This is a genomic window from Fodinicola acaciae, from assembly GCF_010993745.1.
GTDB lineage: Bacteria > Actinomycetota > Actinomycetes > Mycobacteriales > HKI-0501 > Fodinicola > Fodinicola acaciae.
In genome coordinates, this window is record NZ_WOTN01000002.1 from 1,782,215 (window position 1) to 1,798,872 (window position 16,658).

A 16,658-nucleotide genomic window follows, 5' to 3' on the forward strand; every position below is an offset into this window, starting at 1 on the left:
ACCGGTGATGTAACGATTGGCGGGAACTTCCAGTTCGGCGGTTCTCATCGATTGGAGTATCCATGAAGAAACTCGTGTTGGCGGCCGTCGCCGGCGCGGCGATCGCGCTCGCCATCGGAGCCCCGGCTCCGGCATCCGCGGCGACCACCACCTCACCGGAGGCGGTGTCACCGGCGGCCTGGCCATGCGGCTGGTTCGTCGTCGACGGTTGGGGTTACTGGCACAACTGCGACCGGATTCCGCATCGCGTGGAGGTCACGCATTACGACCCACCGCACGAGCGTTACATCTGCGTCGACGCCGGCCAGATCCGCAAGCTCGGCTGGGTCGGCGGCGACTTCGGCGGCATCATCGGCGCCAGCCAGGCCGGCAACTGTCCAGCGTAGAAACCGGGATCGAGTACGCGGTTTTCCCGCCATGGACCCTAATCGCGTACTCGCTCACCGAAACGCCAGCGCAGAAGCGGGTCGCCGGTCGGGTCGCCCAGCACCAACCTGGCCGCGAGGTTCCAGCCGGTGCCGCCGGCACGGACAAGCCGCACAGCCGGGTCGGACCGGTCAAAAGTACGGTTTGCTGCGGCGTCGAACGGTCCTCCAAGTCGATGTCCGGCCACCGCGGCCGGCAGCAAAATGGCGGCCATGCGTAAAAGAACCCATGTTCGATCGGCCGTCGTCGCCGGACTGCTCGTCCTCGTTCTGGCCGTGTCCGGCGCGGCCTCGGCGGCGACCAGCACGCCGTATCTGCCTGAGCCGACCGGTCCTCATCCGGTCGGCACCACCTCGCTGTATCTGAAGGACACCTCGCGCGCGGATCCGTGGGTCCCGTCGGTCAAGGCGCGGGAGCTCATGGTTTCCTTGTGGTATCCGGCGAAGTCGCGTGGCAAGCAGCGAGCGCCTTACATGACGGCAAAAGAGTCGGAGCTGCTGCTGCGCAGCGGTGACATCACCAACGTACCGCTCGACGTGCTCAGCAAAACCCGCACCGACGCCTACCCCGATGCCGCACCGGCCGGCCGCCATCTGCCGCTCGTCGTGCTCTCTCCCGGATTCAACTGGCCGCGCAGCTCGCTCACGTCTTTGGCCGAGGAACTGGCAAGTTGGGGATATCTGGTGGCCGGCATCGACCACACGTACGAGAACGCCGGCATGACCTTTCCCGGTGGCCGGGTCGTCACCTGCCTCGCGTGCGCACAGCAGGACAACCCGGACTTCGAGAAGAAGGTCGTGGAAGGTCGCGCGCGCGATGTTTCTTTCGTGCTCGACGAGTTGACCCGTCGCGCGTTGGTGGACCGGTCCCGGATCGCGATGGTCGGCATGTCGATGGGTGGTGCGAGCGTCGGCGAGACGATGCTGGCCGATCCGCGCGTACGCGCTGGGGCCGACCTGGACGGCACGATGTTCAAGGACCTGCCGGCGAGTGGACTTTCCCGGCCGTTCCTGCTTTTCGGCGAGGATGCCGCGGACCCTTCGTGGGACAGCAACTGGTCGCGCCTGACCGGCTGGAAACGCCGGCTCGCGGTGACCGGCGCGGTGCACGCCTCGTTCACCGACTATGACGTGCTGACCCAGCAGATCGGTGTCGATCTCGGCAGCAAGCTGACAGGCACGCGCTCGGTCGACATCACGCGTGCGTACGTCCGCGCGTTCGTCGACCAGCACCTGCGCGGCATTCCGCGCCGTTTGTTGGACCGGCCCTCGTCGCGGTTTCCCGAGGTCAAACTGACTGGACGTTAGTCCGGCTGGTTTTGGGCGTACGTAACGCCGGGACGGTCTTCGTGATCGCCGCTGCGTTTCCCCGGGACGTGTCCGCGCACATTCGGCAGGTGCAGCGGCCGTCGATCCGTTCGTCCACAAGCCAGCCGTCATCGCCGGCGACCGACCGTAAAGCCACCCAGCTGTAGCAAAAATCGTCGTAGCGCGCGTAAGTCATCCCGCACATGTCGCACTCGATGACGAAATACGGCAGGTCGCCAGTGATGTAGTAGGTCCGACCACTCATGTCCGTCACCTCCGCCGCGGTCACGGTGGCCGCCGTCCGCCAGTACCCGCGGCGATCACGACTAATCGCGAATCGTGTTTGGAATCGAATGTGCGAACGTGGGCCACTTTTGCCGCGGAAGTCGCCCACGCCTGCGCCGTCGATTCGGAGGTGTCCTCCGAATCGCACTGGAAAGTCGGACAATGAGCCGAAGGCAAGCCGGATCTCATTGATCTATGTCACTTTTCCGATTCTCATCGCGGTCGTTCGCGCGGCTAGGCTGCGGTTATGGCCGAGATCGAGTCTCCGACCCCCGCGGACGCGTACGAGCTGCTGCTGGCCGGCAACCGGCGCTTCGTCGACGGCATCGCCGAGCATCCGAACCAGGACGCGGCGCGGCGGGCCGAGATCGCGCCGGCGCAGCGTCCGTTCGCGGTGCTGTTCGGCTGCTCGGACTCGCGGCTGGCCGCGGAGATCATCTTCGACCGCGGCCTCGGTGACCTGTTCGTGGTGCGTACGGCCGGTCACGTGATCGGCCCGGAGGTGCTCGGCAGCATCGAGTACGGCGTGGACCTGCTCGGTTGCCCGCTGGTGGTGGTGCTCGGCCACGACTCCTGCGGCGCGGTCGGGGCCGCGTACGCGGCGCTGGAGGACGGCAAGTCGCCAGCCGGCTATGTCCGAGATGTCATCGAACGCGTCACGCCGAGCATGCTCGCCGCCAGGGCCGCCGGCCGGGTGGCCGCCGACGAGCTGATCGCCGAGCACGTACGGCACACCGTCGACCTGCTCCTGGACCGCTCACGGGTCCTCGGCGAACGGGTCGCCGCCGGCCAGGTCGCCGTCGTCGGCCTGCGCTATCAGCTGGCCGACGGCCGCGCGAACCTCGTCACCACCCGCGGCCTGGAAACGACCACGTCGCTCAGCGAGAACGTGTCGTAACCCTCGTCGCTATCTCCTTTGCGCGAAACCCGATAAGCAGAGGAGACCAGATGAGGAAGGTATTGGCCGTGATCAGCGTCATTATGGCGATGATCGCCACAACCACAACGTCTGCGCCGGCCGCGACGGCTGACACGAGACAGGCGAGTGGAAAGCTGGTCGTCGACTGGAACGCGGCGCTGCTGAAAATCGTCCGAACAGCGGGAGCGCAGCCGGCGACCAAACATCCGACCCGAAGTTTTGCGATCATGCAGGTGGCGATCTACGACGCCGTGCTGTCCGCGACCCACGCCGTACGCGGGGCCAACGCCTCAGAAGCCGCGGCCGCGCAGGCGGCGCACGACTCGCTCGCCGCGCTTTACCCGGCGCAACGGACGGCACTCGACCGCCAGCTCGCCGACGAATTGGGCGCGATTCCCGATGGATCGGCGAAATCCAGCGGCATTCACATCGGTGCGTCCTCGGCCCGCGCCGTGCTCGCCGCGCGTGCGTACGACGGGTCGGACGCGACTCCGCCGCCATTCGTCGCCGGCCACCAGCCCGGTGACTACCAGCTCACTCCGCCGGCGTTTCCGAAGCCGGTTTTCACGCACTGGGCCAATGTGCGGCCATTTGTGTTGACAGGCGCCAACCAGTTCCGGCCGCGGCCGTACCCGGCGTTGAGCAGCCGTCAATACGCACGTGCCATCAACGAGGTGAGCAGCCTCGGCCGCGACAGCAGCACGACGCGTACGGCGGACCAGACAACGCAGGCGAAGTTCTGGGCCGCGCCGATCTGGAACTACTGGAACGAGATCGCGCAGGCGGCGGCGCTGCGGCATCACCTCGGACTGTCCGCGACGGCTCGGCTTTTCGCGGTGCTCGACGTGACGTTCGCCGATGCCACGATCGCCTTCTACGGCGCCAAATATCACTTCGAGCGGTGGCGGCCGGTCACCGCGATCCGCGCCGCCGACACCGACGGCAACCCGGCGACGACCGCCATTCCGGACTGGAATCCGCTGGCCACCACGCCGCCGGACCCGTCGTATCCGGGTGCGCACAGCGTCATCGGCGAGGCAGGCGCCAGCGTCCTCGGCGCGTTTTTCGGCCCGGTTGACCGGTTTATCGTCAGCTCCGAGGTGCTGCCTGGGGTGAGCCGGTCGTTCGTACGCTATCAGGACGCCGCCGACGAGGCCGGCCTGAGCCGCATCTACGCCGGCATCCACACGCGGCTCGACCACGTCGCCGGACAACAACTCGGCCGCCAGGTGGCCGCGTACGTCCTCACCCGCGCCGCCATCCGACAGCGGATCAGCGAACTCGACGTTTGAGACGGCCAAACGTCGAGTTCGCGCCCGGAAAATCCGTGGTGAGGATCCGGTCCGCGGACTAGCGTGGCCGGACATGACCGATGCGATTCTTCCGGCGTCTCTCGACGAAGAGTCCTATTTCCAGGACTCGACGAGGTTTTTCGCGTCGTTGCGCGAGTCCCAGCCGATCGCGCCGGTCCGGTTGCCGGGTCAGACGCGGATCGCTTGGCTCATCACGCGTTACGCCGACGCGCGGCTGGCTTTCGCAGACCCGCGGCTGGCCAACGACCTCCATCGTTGGCCAGGCAGCGCGAGGTCCCGGCCGAGCGAAAGCGCTGGCGGTGTGCACGCGCACCTGCTCAACACCGATCCACCGGACCACACGCGACTGCGTCGGTTGGTGCAGAAGGCGTTCACCCCGCGCAGCGTGGCGCGGCTTCGTCAGCGCGCGGAGCAAACGGTCGCGGTGTTGCTGGACGACCTGGCGGCAGCCGGCGACGAGGTGGTCGATCTCCTCGACGCGTACGCGCGCCCGCTGCCGATCACGATGCTCTGCGACCTGCTGGGGATCCCGGAATCGGACCGCCGCATGATTTCCGCGACCGTGGCCGACTACGACAAACCAGAGCGGGCAGCGCGCGTCACGCAGAAGCTCGGCGCGTATTTCGACGAGCTGATCGCTGTCAAACGCGCGAAACCGGGACAGGACGTGCTGTCGGGGCTCGCTGGCGAGGATGGCCTGACCAATGTCGAAGCTCGGTCCCTCGCTTTCCAGCTCGTCATGGCCGGTTTCGACACCACGGTCAATCTGATCGGCAACGGCATTCTGGCGCTGCTCACACATCCGACTGAGTTGGCACGCCTTCGCGCGGATCCTTCTGTGCTGCCGGCCGCCGTCGAGGAACTGCTCAGGTTTACGAATCCGGTGCGGCATTCGACGGATCGGTTCACCACGCAGGAGACAACGATCGGAGACGTCGTTATTCCGCAAGGCGAGTGGGTTTTCATCGTGACCAGCTCCGCCAACTACGATCCCGCGCAGTTCCCCGATCCCGAACGCCTCGACTTCGACCGAAACACCAGCGCGCATTTGGCGTTTGGTCACGGCATTCATTACTGCCTCGGCGCGTCGCTGGCCCGCATGGAGGCCGAGGTCGCATTCGGCGCTCTGATCCCGCGTTTTCCCGGACTGTCGCTGGCGGTTTCTCCTGAGCAACTCCGCTGGCGTGCCGTCAGCCTCATGCACGGGCTCGAATCGCTCCCCGTCCGTCTCGGCGCCCGTTCGTGAGGTTGGCTTTTCTGTTTTGTTGCGTCGGGAGGGCCGGGCTCTTCATTTTCGTTGCGTTTCGGGTTGGTGGCGCCTTCGCGGCGGCCGACCTCAAAAAGGGCGCTGGATGCAAGTATGGGGCCTTGCGACCATCAGCCGAGGTGAGTGATCGCGGCGGCGACGGATTCCGCCGTGATGTCGGGGTTGATGGTGTGGCGACTGGCGACCTTGAGCATCGCGACGACCGCGCCGTAGGTGGTCGCGTCGTGCAGTCTTTCGCCGCGTACGAGCGCCGTGACCAGACCGGCGAGGTAGGCGTCGCCGGCACCGGCGGTGCTGGCGACCACGGCCGGAAGCGCCGGAGCGTGCACGAGCTCGACGCCGTCCCAGGCCCACGACCCGGATTTTCCAGCCGTGACGACGATGTCGACCTTCGGATAAGCATCGACCACCGCGCCGACGATGTCGACCGGGTCGGTCGCCGCTGTCCGTGCGAGCGCTCGGGCCTCGTCGAGGTTGATCGCGACGAGATCGGTGCGGTCGAGCAGCGACCGCGCTTGTTCGGCCTCTCCGCTGACAAAAGCGGTGACGCGGAGAAAACCGTGGTCGGTGGCGAGGTCGAGCAGCGTGGACCGCGCCGCGATCGGCACCTCTGGTAGCGCCAGCGCGATTCCTTTGCCGCGATGCTCAAGGAAAACCGGCAAGGCCGCGCGTACGTCCGCCGGTCCGACGCTGGAGCTGGCGGAATTCCGCGAGGTGAGGTTGCCGCCTTCGCCGGACGGATAGCTGAAGCACACGGCGAAAAGCGTCGGATGGCTGGTGTCGGTGCGTACGTAGGTGGCGTCGAGGCCGGTCGTGTGAAACTCGTCCAGCAGGCCGGTGCCGCGGTCGTCCGCACCGACCGCTCCGATCGGCACGACCGGAAACTCCGGTCCCAACAACTTACGCAGATAGTGACAGACGATATGGAGTTTGGCATAGTCGCGGCTGTCCAACAGATCGGCGGCGCGGCTCTCCTCGCGGCCGATGGTGTGGTCGGAATCCAGTGCGAAGACGATGCCGGTGCCGATCCCGCCGGTGCCGACGACGGCGTCGTACGCGGTCATCGCGTCAGCTCCGGCAGCCACTGCCGCTGCGCCTCGATCAGGTCGTCGGTCATCGCGCGGATCTGGTCGAGGCTGAGCAGCGAGCTGGTCAGCCGGTCCATGGAAACCGCCGCATACACCACATCCCGCGACCGTTGCCGATAGGCCTCGACCACGCAACCCTGGAAACCGACCGACGCGAGATTCAGGCCGGCGCAGGCGGCCGGCAGCGCGCCGACCTGGGTCGGCTGCACACCGGACGCGTCGACCAGGCACGGCACCTCGACGCAACAACCGTCCGGCAGATTGGTGATCAGGCCGGTGTTGGGCACGTTGCCATAAACCGTACGCGGCGTGTTCGTCACGACCGAGTCGACGATCCGGGCCGCGTATTCTTCGCTGACTTCCAGCTCCCCGGCGGCGAGCTCGTCGGCGAGGTTCTCCTGGTCGGCATCGGTGGTTGCCTTCGTCAACTCCAGATAATCCCAGCGCTGCGGCAGAAAACGCTCGACGTCGGCAGGCGTACGGCGAAAATGCGGGTAATACTCGGACGCGTGGTGGCTGGACTCGGTCTGGAAATATCCGGTGAGCCGCAGGATTTCGGTGCGTACGCCCTCGCGGCCGCCGGCATACCACTCGTCGATCGGCTCGGCCGGCTCGCGTTCGCCGCGTTGGTAGGCCTCGACCGCGGCGGCCAGCTCGGCGCGTACGTCCAGGCCGCGATTCCGGAACTCCAGCATCCAGGCCTGGTGGTTGATGCCGGCCGCGCGAAAGCTCCAGTCCTGGTAGCCGGCGATGGCGGCCAGCTCGTCGGCCGTGTGCTGCACAGAATGGCAGAGGCCGACCGTACGCGCGCCGGCGCCGGCCGCGAACCAGCAGTTGATCGACATCGGATTGGCGTAGTTCAACAACAATGCGTCCGGACACAGCGCGGCCATGTCACCGACGATGTCGTCCAGCGCGCGCATCGACCGCAGGCCACGGAAAACCCCGCCAGGCCCGAGCGTGTCGCCGACGGTCTGGTCGATGCCATAGCGCCGCGGGATCTCCACGTCGTACGCGTATGCCTCGCGGCCGCCGACCTGGAAGCAGGTGACGACGAAATCGGCGTCGGACAGGGCTTTGCGCCGATCCGTGGTCGGCTCGACAACCGCCGGAAAACCCCGGCTGTCGACCAGCCGGCGCGCCAGCCGGTCGGCGCGTTTCAGCGCGATCGGGTCGACGTCCATGAGTGCGTACGTGGCGTCGCGCAGGCTGGGGAAGGACAGGAAGTCGTTCATCAACCGCAGCGGAAACTCGTAGCCACCGGCGCCGATCACCGCGATCTTGGTCATGTCATGTCTCCTCGACCGACAGCCGCGGCAGCAGCCGCAGCGCGTTGCCGGCGTAAATGTTGGCTAATGTGTCGTCCGGCAGATGCAGGCCGGATATCGTCCACCGGCCAAAGGACGGCGGATCGTCCAGCGAGTGCGGGAAGCACTCGTCGGCGGTTTCCAGAAACCGGAAATGGATCGGATAGCTCTCTCCGGTGGACGGGATTTCGTCGCATCCGAACAGGACCCGGTCCGGATGCGCCACCAGCAGAGCGCGGGTCGCCCGGGGTTGCCGGCCGAGCTGCGCGACGCGCGCGGCGATGTCGATGTGCAGATTCGGGTAGGTGTCGAGCATTCGGCTGACCCAGCCGAGATTTTCCGCGTAGTTGCCGCCATGCACTGCCACGAACGTGGTCGACGGATGCGCCGCGACGACCGCTTCCATCGCGTCGATCAGCCGGTGAAAGCGGGGAAACGCGCCGCCCGCGTACGACCAGGCCGGTCGGCCGGCGAGCATTTCCAGGTATTCGTTGCGTTCGTCGACCGGCTCGAAGAAGGCGACCGGATCTGCCACGTGCCACCAGACCGGGACGCCGAGGTCACCGGCGGCCGACCAGAGGTCGAAAAGCCGCGGATCATCGGGCAACACCAGCTCGCCGCGGTGATCGCGTACGTGCAGGCCGAGATCTTTCCAGACCTTGAGGCCAGCCGCGCCGGCGGCTGCCGACGCGGCCAGGCCGGTGACGAGCTGGTCCGCCTGACCGGGTCTGGCCAACGCCGACCAGTCGACGTGGCAGAAAGTGGCGATCCGGCCGGGAAAGGCACGATCGAAGCGATCGAGGTTCGCTTCCAGCTCCGCGCCCCATCTGCCGTCCAGGTTGACGAAGGCACGGACGCCATAGCGATCCATGTCGTCCAGCCATGTCGACACGTCCGGCACCAGCCACTGGCCATCGCGGCCGACCCAGTCGCTGAGCCACCTGCCGAGGTGCGCATGTGCGTCCACGGCGGGAAAACGCGCGCGCTCGACCCGATGTTCAGGCAGAACGAGCTGCGAACGCGGCCGGTAGTCGGACAGGCTCGTCACAGGCGTTCCTCTCAGTCGTAGACGGAGTCGATCTCCTGCTGCCAGTACGGCGGCAGGTGATCCCAACGTTCGTCACCGGTGCCATCGGTCACATAGACGTAGCCTGCCTGCAAAGTCCGCGATCTGGCTACCGCGGCGGCCAGATCGGCGGCGCTGGTCGCATATGCCATGTGCCAGAAATGGCTGGCACCGTTGGGATGGGTGCTGATCCAGCTGGCCACCCAGGCGTCCGGCTGCCAGTCCTGATAGTTGTAGCCGACCGGACTTCCTGACCATGGGCCCTCGAAAATCGCCAGGATATCGGAAATGTCGGCGTACGCCTCGACGGTGTTCTGGCCGGCGTTGAGCACGCGCAGGGCGTTCGGATGGTTTTGCCGGACGTACGCCGACAACGTCCGCACGCCGGCCAGCCGCGCGGTCGTGCCCTGCACCTCGTCGAGGAAAATGCCGGCCGGCTGATATTGCGCGAAACAGCGGTCGATGTCGCGTTTCGCGTCCGCCAGTGGTCGTACGTCAACACCGTTCGCTTCCAGCGTTTCGACGTAACAGACCGCTTTGATGCCTTTTGCCTGAGCGCGGCGTACCACGTCCTGATAATCCGGGTCAGGTGTCGGTCCGGGGCCGAGATTGCCGACGGTGAAGACCACCACGCCGCCGGCGGGCGTGGTGTCGATGAGCTGGTTCCACGCGTCCAGGCCGGCTCCGGGGGACGGGCTGAAATACGCCGGGACCGCGACGTTCTGGGCCGGCGCGCAGTACGCGGCGGCCGGACTCGCGCCGGTGAACAGCATGGCGATCGCGGCGGCGACCGCGAGGCGTTTTCGTGCCATCGCTGGTGTCCTTTCGGTAGCGGGGGATGCGGGAGATAGTGCTTCCCGACGGGCAGACATGTCAATAACTTGTATGAACTTGTTTGGTCCCGCGCCTTGACAGGTATGAATCCCGGCGGGCAGCATGGCGAGCGTGGAGACAGACACCGTCGCGCCGGAAGCGACCGCACCGCGCTGGGAACAGATCGCGGCGGCGCTCGCCGGCGAGCTGCGGACGGCGCCGGCCGGATCCCGGCTGCCGTCCGAAGCCGAGCAGTGCCGCCGTTTCGCGGTCAGCCGGGTGACCCTCCGGCAGGCGCTGACCGAGCTGCAGAACCGCGGCCTGGTCGAGTCGCGCGCCGGCCGCGGCTGGTTCGTGGCGGCTCCGGCCGGCGCGCCGGACCGTACGCCGGTGACCGAGCCGCCCGGCAAGCTGATGAGCTTCACCGAGATGGCCAGGTCCAAGGGACACGTGCCCGATTCCGAAGTGCTCGCGCAGGAACTGCGGCCGGCGACCTTCGAGGAGGCCGAGCGGCTCGGCCTGGTCGCCGGCACGAGCCTGTTTTCGTTGCGGCGACTGCGAAGGCTCAACGGCCTGCCGGTCGCGGTCGATCACAGCCTGGTGCCCGGCGACCTGCTGCCGGACGCACTCGGCACGGATTTCTCCACCGCATCACTGCACGACGCGTTTCGCGCTGCCGCCGCCGCACCGGCCGGCGCCGACCTCGAGATCGAGGCGATCGTGGCGGACGCCGAATTCGCCGGCCTGCTCGGAGTCGAGGAGGGTTTCCCGCTGCTGAAGGTGCGGCAGCTGATCCGCGACGCCGGCGGCCGGCCGATCGAACGCGGCGTCATCGTCTATCGGGCCGACCGGTACCGCTACCGGGCCAGCGTGCATTCGTAGCACGTCGGTTTCGTTCTTTCTTTCACCGTACGCACAAACCCTGGCTTGGCCATGCCCGCGTACGGTCGCACCCCAGGAGGCCGTTATGGCACCCAAAAAACTCGCCTACGCGGTGATCGCCGTGCTGTCCGCGGCCGCACTGCTGCTCACCGGATGCACCAGCGGCGGCCAGAAAGTCGCCGCCGACCCGAGAGCGCCGGTCACGCTGACCTGGTGGACCGGCCAGGCCGGTGAGCCGCAGGCGGTGCTGCAGAAGCTGGCCAAGGACTTTTCCCGGCTGCATCCCAATGTCACCATCCGGCTGTCGTCGGGCGCGCCGACCACCACCGAGCTGCTGCAGAAACTGACGGCCGCCTTCGCCACCACCAACTATCCGGACCTCTCCTACACCTACGGCAGCTGGACCGGGCAGCTGGCGGCCAGCGGCCGTACGCTCGACTTCACCGACCAGGTCAAGGATCCGTCGGTCGACTGGACCGAGTTTTCCAGCACCGCGCGGCATGCCTGCAGTCCCGGCGGCAAGGTGATCGGCTTTCCGTCGCTGGTCGACGATCTCGCCTTGGTCTACAACAAGAAACTCTTCGACGACAACCACATCCCGTATCCGACCGCCAACTGGACCTGGGACGACTTCCGCGCCGCCGCCAAGAAGATCACCAACCCGGCGACGCAGACCTGGGGGACCGCCTTCCACGTGAGCGGCGGCGAGGACACCACCTGGCGGCTGTGGCCGCAGCTGTGGCAGCTCGGCGGGAAGATCGCCGAGCCGAACGGGAAGGCCGCGTTCAACTCGCCGGCCGGCGTAGCGGCGCTGGACTTCTGGCGCGCGATGGCGGTGGACGACAAGAGCGTCTTCATCGACCAGACCGACCAGAAGGCCGAGCCGCTGTTCGCCAGCGGCAAGATGGGGCTGTTCATCACCGGCCCGTGGTCGCTCTACACCTTCGTCCAGGCCAAAACACCGTACGGCGTGCAGATCCTGCCCGGCTACAACGGCGATCATCAGACGGTGTCAGGTCCGGACGTGTGGACCGCTTTCGACCACCAGGACCCCAACCGCGCGTACTGGACCTTCCAGCTGCTGAAGTGGCTGTCGTCGCCGCAGATCGATCCAAGGTGGACGATGGCCACCGGCAACCTGCCGCTGCGCAAGTCCGAGCGGGGATCCGCGGAATACAAGCAGTTCGTCAAGGACTTTCCCGGTGTCGACGTGATGGTCGACAACCTGGCCAACGACAAGCAGGCACGCCCGACCGACGACTGGTATGTGCCGTTGTCGCGCGCCGTCGGCGAGGCGATCGGCCAAGTGCTGCAGGGCACGGTGGGTACGAAGGAAGCGCTGAACGCCGCCGCGCGTAAATCCGACGCGAGTCTGGCGAAAAATTGACCGCGCCGCGCCGCAACCGGTCCCGCGCCCGGCTGGCCGTCGCGGTCAGGCGGAACGCGACGGCGTGGCTGTTCGTCGGCCCGGCCACGCTGATCATCGTCGGCCTGTCGATCTTTCCGGCGGCCTGGTCGCTGCTGATCTCCCAGCAACGCTGGAACGGCATCACCGCGCCGAAACACATCGGGTTCCGGAACTATTCGGCGTTGATGGCCGATCCGGAGATGTACGACGCGGTGCGGCACACGATGGTGTTCACCGGGATCTTCGTGCCGGTGTCCATCCTCGTCGGCATCCTGCTGGCGGTCGCGCTGAACCGGCGGATCAAATTTCTGGCGTTCTATCGTACCTGCATTTTCGTGCCGTTCGTGATGTCCGCGGCGGCGACCGGCATCCTCGCCAACTTCGTCTTCGATCCACGCGCCGGCATCATCAACTCCGCACTGCGGATGGTCGGCATCCCGCCGCAGGGATTCCTGGAGGATCCACAACAGGCGATGTTCGTGCTGTGTGTTGTCGCGCTGTGGGGTGCGCTGGGGTTCACCGTCGTCGTGTATTTGGCCGCGTTGCAGGACATCCCGGCCGAGCTGTACGAGGCGGCGCAGATCGACGGCGCGTCGCGCTGGCAGGCGTTTCGTAGCGTGACCGTGCCGCAGCTGCTGCCGGTGACGGTTTTCACCAGTGTCTGGCAGACGATCACGGCCTTGCAGCTTTTCGACGTGGTCTTCACGACGACCCGCGGCGGCCCGGTCGGCGTGACGCGTACGATCGTGTATTTCGTCTATCACCAGGCTTTCGAGCTCGCCGACTACGGCTATGGCTCGGCCGCGGCGCTGGTGCTGTTCCTGGTCACCATGCTCATCACGATCGGCATGATCGTGTATGCGCGCCTCAAGCGAATCGAGGCGTTCTGATGTTGTCCACCCCTGTCATCGAAAACGCCGTGCCCTCGCCTGAAACGGCCGTACGGCGGCGCCGCTGGCGGCTGCCGTTCAGCCCGTGGCACCTGCTGCTCATGCCGGTCGCGCTGGTCTTCGTCTTTCCGCTGGTGCAGATGATCCTGACCTCGTTCATGTCGTCCGCGGAGATCAACACCTATCCGCCGCGTTATCTGCCGAGCTCGCCACAGATCACCGGCTACATCGGCCTGTTCACGCAGGCGCCGGCGTTGCGCTGGCTCGGAAACTCCGCCATTGTCGCCGGCACGGCGGTGCTGTCGCATCTGGTGTTGTGCTCGGCGGCCGGATACGGCTTCGCCCGGCTGCGGTTTCGCGGCCGGCAGGTCGGTTTTCTCACCATCATCGCCACCATCATGATCCCGACGCAGCTGCTGATGATCCCGACGTACGTGATGTTCAGCCGGCTCGGCCTGGTCGACACGCTGGCCGCCGCGATCGTGCCGTGGCTGTCGTCGGCTTTCGGGATTTTCCTGATGCGGCAGTTCTTCCTGTCGCTGCCCTCGGAGCTGGAGGACGCCGGCCGGATCGACGGATGCTCGACTTTCGGGGTGTTCTGGCGGGTCGTCCTGCCGCTGGCGAAGCCGGCACTGGCGACGCTGACGATCTTCACCCTGCTGGGTTCGTGGAACGACCTGCTGTGGCCGCTGGTGGCGATCAGCGACGAGCGCTGGTACACCATCCAGCTCGGGCTGGCCAACTTCCAGGGTCCGCGGCGCACCGACTGGTCGATGCTGATGAGCGGCAACGTCGTGGCGACCCTGCCGCTGATCATCGGTTTCGTGCTCGTACAACGACAGTTCATCGCGACCATGACCATGTCAGGCCTCAAATGAAGGGCTGCTTGTGAACAAGAAGGATCTGCACACCTGGTGCGGCGTGCCGGTCGACGACCTGCTCGACCACCCGGACCGCCGGGTCGCGCTGCGGCTGTGCGCCGACCGCGCCGAGATGGCGCGGCTGATGGCGACCGAGCTGGTCGAGGACATACGCGCGGCGGCAACGGAAAACCGGCCGTTCCGGGTGATCGTCCCGTGCGGGCCGACCGGCTGGCTGGAGCCGTTTTGCCGGCTGGTCAACGAGCAGTCCGTACGGTTGCGCCACGTCGAGGTGTTCCACATGGACGAATGCCTTGACTGGCAGGCCAAAGTGCTGCCGCGTGCGCATCCGTACTCGTTTCGCGGCTACATGCAGCGGCACTTCTACGACCCGATCCGGCCGGAGCTGGCGGTGCCGGAAGGCAATCGTTACTGGCTGGAGCCGGACACCGTCGACGAGGTGCTGGACGCGATTTCGGCGGCACCGATCGATCTCACGTACGGCGGGTGGGGTCAGGACGGCCACATCGCCTACAACCAGGCCAGGCGCAACGCGCTGAGCACCGTGACGGTCGACGAACTGCGTACGTCTTCGGTGCGGATCCAGGAAAACAACGTCGACACGGTGATCGCGCTGGCGCAACGCAAACTCGGCGGTGCCTACCAGTTCGTGCCGCCGATGTCGGTGACGCTGGGCGTACGCGAAGTGCTGTCGGCCAGGAAGGTGCGGCTGTTCAGCGACACCGGCGGCTGGAAGCAGACCGCGCTGCGGGTCGCGCTGTTCAGCCCGCAGACCGCGGAATATCCGATCACTTTACTGCAGGAGCACGAAAACGCGCTGCTGACCGCGACCGTCGAGACCGCCGACCACCCGATCAGCCGGCATCCGGAATGGGCCTTCGATGTTTGACCGGTTGCGGGCCGAGGTCGCCGCTCTGCACGCCGAGCTGACCGGCCACGGCCTGGTCGCGTGGACCTCCGGCAACGTCTCGGCGCGAGTGCCCGGCGAGGACCTGATGGTGATCAAGCCGAGCGGCGTACGGTATGCCGAGCTGACCGCCGACGCGATGGTCGTCTGCGATCTGGACGGCAACTTGGTCGACGGGAAATGGTCGCCATCCAGCGACACCGCGGCGCACGCGTACGTTTACCGCGAAATGCCGGAGGTCGGCGGCGTGGTCCACACGCATTCGCCCTACGCGTCGGCGTGGGCCGCGCGCGGCGAGCCGATTCCGTGCGTACTGACGGCGATGGCCGACGAGTTCGGCGGCGACATCCCGATCGGGCCGTTCGCGCTCATCGGCGGCGACGACATCGGCCGTGGAATCGTCGCCACGCTGCGAAAGTCACGCTCGCCGGCGGTTTTGATGCGTAACCACGGCGTTTTCGCGATCGGCGGCACGGCCAAGGCGGCGGTCAAGGCCGCGGTCATGTGCGAGGACGTGGCGCGTACGACCCACCTCGCCTGCCAACTCGGCACGCCGCCGCGCATCCAGACCGACGACGTCGACCGCCTGCACGATCGATATCAGCACGTTTACGGTCAGCGCGACGCCGGAAAGAACTGGCGCACCGGCAGCAACAGCCCGCCGAGCGAGAGCACGATGAACACGACCTGATGGATGTGGTCGGTGCCCGGCGGCAGGCCGAACACCAGGTGTGCGAGCCAAAACACCGGATAGAACCACAATGCCCACCAGGCCCACCGCTCGCGCCGCCGGAAGGGGATCACCGCGAGCAGCAGGCCGAAGCCGCCGAGGCCAACGGAGGCGAGGCCGTCGGCGCGGTAGAGCAGGCTGTCGCCGGCCGGCGGCACGATCGTCACCACCGCACCGAAACCGAGAATGCCGACGCTGACCACGGCCAGGCAGAGCCAGCTGGCTCTCATCGCAACCATGCGGCCACCGTACTCACTCAGAAGCCGCCAGGAGGCGTCGATACGTTTCGTCGCGGCGGCTGAGCATCGCGCGCAGTTCTTCCTCCGGATAGCGGCGCAACCCGGCGCCGCTTTTCGTGCCGAGCCGCCCTTCGGCGATCAGATCCCGCAGTTTTTCCGGCAATGCGAAGCGTTCGCCGTACGCGGACCGCAATGAGTCCAGAATCGCGGCATACACGTCCAGACCGGCCATGTCGGCGATCGCCAGCGGACCGAAGGCGCCGAGCCGGAAGCCGAAGGTTTTCCGTACGACGGCGTCGATCTCCTCCGGCTCGGCCAGGCCTTCCTCGACGCACGCCAGCGCCTCGAGGAACAGCACCAGCTGGAGCCGGTTGGCGATGAAGCCGGGCACCGCCTTGACCTGGATCGGCTCCTTGCCGAGGTGGCGCAGGAACGCGAACGTCCGCTCCAGCGTCTCGGCGGACGTACGCGGGCCGGCGGCGACCTCGACGCCAGGCACCAGGTCGGCCGGATTGAAGAAGTGCGCGGCCAGGAACCGCTCCGGATCCGGCACGACCTCCGACAGCGGCTCCAGCGGCAGCGACGAGGTGTTGGTCGCGACGATCGCCTCGCCGGTCAGCTGACCGAGGATCGCGCGTTTCGCGTCGACGTCTTCGGTGACCGCCTCGAAGACCAGCTCTGCCTCGTCCACTGCCTCCGCCAGCGATGAGCTGAGCCGGACGCCGGCCGGCGCCGCGTCGACGTTCGGGTCGTAGGCGCGTACGTCCTCACCGGCGGCGGCGACGACGCCTGCGATCCCTCGTCCCATGGTGCCAAGGCCAAGCACGGCGATCCTCATGACTACGTATTCATGCATATGACGAGCGGCTTTTCAAGACTTGATCGAGGCGTGAGAGGCGATATCGTGTATACGTATTCATCGGCAGGAGG

The 16,658-nt window shown here is 66.8% G+C and carries 19 protein-coding genes; 11 read left to right on the top strand and 8 right to left on the bottom strand.

Annotated features, from left to right (window positions below):
• Window positions 1-62 precede the first annotated feature (62 nt).
• Window positions 63-386, top strand: a complete 324-nt coding sequence (locus GNX95_RS23555) for a hypothetical protein (RefSeq protein ID WP_163509552.1) — start codon at window positions 63-65, stop codon at window positions 384-386.
• A gap of 38 nt (window positions 387-424) precedes the next feature.
• Here the strand turns inward: GNX95_RS23555 and GNX95_RS23560 are convergent, their stop codons facing one another.
• Window positions 425-640, bottom strand: coding sequence for a hypothetical protein (locus GNX95_RS23560; RefSeq protein WP_163509553.1), 216 nt, complete (start codon window positions 638-640; stop codon window positions 425-427).
• Here GNX95_RS23560 and GNX95_RS23565 point away from each other — a divergent pair.
• On the top strand, window positions 639-1,733 hold the full coding sequence (locus GNX95_RS23565; RefSeq protein WP_163509554.1) for an alpha/beta hydrolase family protein: 1,095 nt from the start codon (window positions 639-641) through the stop codon (window positions 1,731-1,733). The genes GNX95_RS23560 and GNX95_RS23565 overlap by 2 nt on opposite strands.
• Here the strand turns inward: GNX95_RS23565 and GNX95_RS23570 are convergent.
• A complete protein-coding gene (locus tag GNX95_RS23570; RefSeq protein ID WP_163509555.1) occupies window positions 1,714-2,022 on the bottom strand; it encodes a hypothetical protein in 309 nt (102 codons plus the stop codon). The genes GNX95_RS23565 and GNX95_RS23570 overlap by 20 nt on opposite strands.
• A gap of 243 nt (window positions 2,023-2,265) precedes the next feature.
• On the opposite strand from GNX95_RS23570, the gene GNX95_RS23575 reads away from it, so the two are divergent.
• The 3 genes from GNX95_RS23575 to GNX95_RS23585 all read left to right on the top strand — a co-directional run bounded on the left by GNX95_RS23575 (window position 2,266) and on the right by GNX95_RS23585 (window position 5,496).
• Complete coding sequence (locus GNX95_RS23575; RefSeq protein WP_163509556.1) at window positions 2,266-2,916, top strand: carbonic anhydrase; 651 nt, start codon at window positions 2,266-2,268, stop codon at window positions 2,914-2,916.
• A gap of 50 nt (window positions 2,917-2,966) precedes the next feature.
• Window positions 2,967-4,229 carry a vanadium-dependent haloperoxidase gene (locus GNX95_RS23580; protein ID WP_163509557.1) on the top strand — a complete coding sequence of 421 codons (1,263 nt, stop codon included), beginning with the start codon at window positions 2,967-2,969 and terminating at the stop codon, window positions 4,227-4,229.
• Between the two features lie 379 nt (window positions 4,230-4,608).
• The gene (locus GNX95_RS23585; protein ID WP_222853838.1) at window positions 4,609-5,496 is read left to right on the top strand and encodes a cytochrome P450 family protein; all 888 of its coding nucleotides are present in this window, start codon (window positions 4,609-4,611) and stop codon (window positions 5,494-5,496) included.
• A gap of 131 nt (window positions 5,497-5,627) precedes the next feature.
• Here the strand turns inward: GNX95_RS23585 and GNX95_RS23590 are convergent, their stop codons facing one another.
• The 4 genes from GNX95_RS23590 to GNX95_RS23605 are packed head-to-tail and all read right to left on the bottom strand — an operon-like array spanning window position 5,628 to window position 9,790.
• The gene (locus GNX95_RS23590) at window positions 5,628-6,581 is read right to left on the bottom strand and encodes a carbohydrate kinase family protein (RefSeq protein WP_163509559.1); all 954 of its coding nucleotides are present in this window, start codon (window positions 6,579-6,581) and stop codon (window positions 5,628-5,630) included.
• Complete coding sequence (gene melA / locus GNX95_RS23595; RefSeq protein WP_163509560.1) at window positions 6,578-7,894, bottom strand: alpha-galactosidase; 1,317 nt, start codon at window positions 7,892-7,894, stop codon at window positions 6,578-6,580. Before melA ends, GNX95_RS23590 begins: the two co-directional genes overlap by 4 nt.
• A gap of 1 nt (window position 7,895) precedes the next feature.
• Window positions 7,896-8,960, bottom strand: a complete 1,065-nt coding sequence (locus tag GNX95_RS23600; RefSeq protein WP_222853839.1) for an amidohydrolase family protein — start codon at window positions 8,958-8,960, stop codon at window positions 7,896-7,898.
• An 11-nt stretch (window positions 8,961-8,971) separates the two neighbouring features.
• Window positions 8,972-9,790: a spherulation-specific family 4 protein gene (locus tag GNX95_RS23605; RefSeq protein ID WP_163509561.1), complete on the bottom strand. Its 819-nt coding sequence runs from the start codon at window positions 9,788-9,790 to the stop codon at window positions 8,972-8,974.
• Window positions 9,791-9,923: 133 nt separating this feature from the next.
• Here GNX95_RS23605 and GNX95_RS23610 point away from each other — a divergent pair, with 133 nt between their 5' ends.
• From GNX95_RS23610 to GNX95_RS23635, 6 genes are all read left to right on the top strand, one after another.
• Window positions 9,924-10,673, top strand: coding sequence for a GntR family transcriptional regulator (locus GNX95_RS23610; protein ID WP_163509562.1), 750 nt, complete (start codon window positions 9,924-9,926; stop codon window positions 10,671-10,673).
• An 85-nt stretch (window positions 10,674-10,758) separates the two neighbouring features.
• Entirely contained in the window at window positions 10,759-12,060 is a 1,302-nt protein-coding gene (locus GNX95_RS23615; protein ID WP_163509563.1) for an ABC transporter substrate-binding protein, read from the top strand.
• Window positions 12,057-12,971 (top strand): carbohydrate ABC transporter permease, encoded by a 915-nt coding sequence (locus GNX95_RS23620; RefSeq protein ID WP_222853840.1) that lies wholly within the window; start codon window positions 12,057-12,059, stop codon window positions 12,969-12,971. The genes GNX95_RS23615 and GNX95_RS23620 overlap by 4 nt, the downstream gene beginning before the upstream one ends.
• Window positions 12,971-13,849, top strand: coding sequence for a carbohydrate ABC transporter permease (locus tag GNX95_RS23625; protein ID WP_163509564.1), 879 nt, complete (start codon window positions 12,971-12,973; stop codon window positions 13,847-13,849). The genes GNX95_RS23620 and GNX95_RS23625 overlap by 1 nt, the downstream gene beginning before the upstream one ends.
• Before the next feature lie 10 nt (window positions 13,850-13,859).
• Entirely contained in the window at window positions 13,860-14,741 is an 882-nt protein-coding gene (locus GNX95_RS23630) for a 6-phosphogluconolactonase (protein WP_163509565.1), read from the top strand.
• On the top strand, window positions 14,734-15,450 hold the full coding sequence (locus tag GNX95_RS23635) for an L-ribulose-5-phosphate 4-epimerase (RefSeq protein WP_163509566.1): 717 nt from the start codon (window positions 14,734-14,736) through the stop codon (window positions 15,448-15,450). Before GNX95_RS23630 ends, GNX95_RS23635 begins: the two co-directional genes overlap by 8 nt.
• Here the strand turns inward: GNX95_RS23635 and GNX95_RS23640 are convergent.
• Together GNX95_RS23640 and GNX95_RS23645 are read right to left on the bottom strand one after the other, a co-directional pair.
• Window positions 15,375-15,728: a hypothetical protein gene (locus GNX95_RS23640; protein ID WP_163509567.1), complete on the bottom strand. Its 354-nt coding sequence runs from the start codon at window positions 15,726-15,728 to the stop codon at window positions 15,375-15,377. The two genes, GNX95_RS23635 and GNX95_RS23640, sit on opposite strands and share 76 nt — an antisense overlap.
• 13 nt (window positions 15,729-15,741) lie before the next feature.
• Entirely contained in the window at window positions 15,742-16,584 is an 843-nt protein-coding gene (locus GNX95_RS23645) for a 3-hydroxyacyl-CoA dehydrogenase family protein (RefSeq protein ID WP_343034940.1), read from the bottom strand.
• Between the last annotated feature and the right edge of the window lie 74 nt (window positions 16,585-16,658).

Coding starts and splice junctions, on each gene's coding strand:
- GNX95_RS23555 (WP_163509552.1), top strand. CDS start 63: ATGAAGAAACTCGTGTTGGCGGCCGTCGCCGGCGCGGCGATCGCGCTC.
- GNX95_RS23565 (WP_163509554.1), top strand. CDS start 639: ATGCGTAAAAGAACCCATGTTCGATCGGCCGTCGTCGCCGGACTGCTC.
- GNX95_RS23560 (WP_163509553.1), bottom strand. CDS start 640: ATGGCCGCCATTTTGCTGCCGGCCGCGGTGGCCGGACATCGACTTGGA.
- GNX95_RS23575 (WP_163509556.1), top strand. CDS start 2,266: ATGGCCGAGATCGAGTCTCCGACCCCCGCGGACGCGTACGAGCTGCTG.
- GNX95_RS23580 (WP_163509557.1), top strand. CDS start 2,967: ATGAGGAAGGTATTGGCCGTGATCAGCGTCATTATGGCGATGATCGCC.
- GNX95_RS23590 (WP_163509559.1), bottom strand. CDS start 6,581: ATGACCGCGTACGACGCCGTCGTCGGCACCGGCGGGATCGGCACCGGC.
- melA (WP_163509560.1), bottom strand. CDS start 7,894: ATGACCAAGATCGCGGTGATCGGCGCCGGTGGCTACGAGTTTCCGCTG.
- GNX95_RS23605 (WP_163509561.1), bottom strand. CDS start 9,790: ATGGCACGAAAACGCCTCGCGGTCGCCGCCGCGATCGCCATGCTGTTC.
- GNX95_RS23615 (WP_163509563.1), top strand. CDS start 10,759: ATGGCACCCAAAAAACTCGCCTACGCGGTGATCGCCGTGCTGTCCGCG.
- GNX95_RS23625 (WP_163509564.1), top strand. CDS start 12,971: ATGTTGTCCACCCCTGTCATCGAAAACGCCGTGCCCTCGCCTGAAACG.
- GNX95_RS23635 (WP_163509566.1), top strand. CDS start 14,734: ATGTTTGACCGGTTGCGGGCCGAGGTCGCCGCTCTGCACGCCGAGCTG.
- GNX95_RS23640 (WP_163509567.1), bottom strand. CDS start 15,728: ATGGTTGCGATGAGAGCCAGCTGGCTCTGCCTGGCCGTGGTCAGCGTC.
- GNX95_RS23645 (WP_343034940.1), bottom strand. CDS start 16,584: ATGCATGAATACGTAGTCATGAGGATCGCCGTGCTTGGCCTTGGCACC.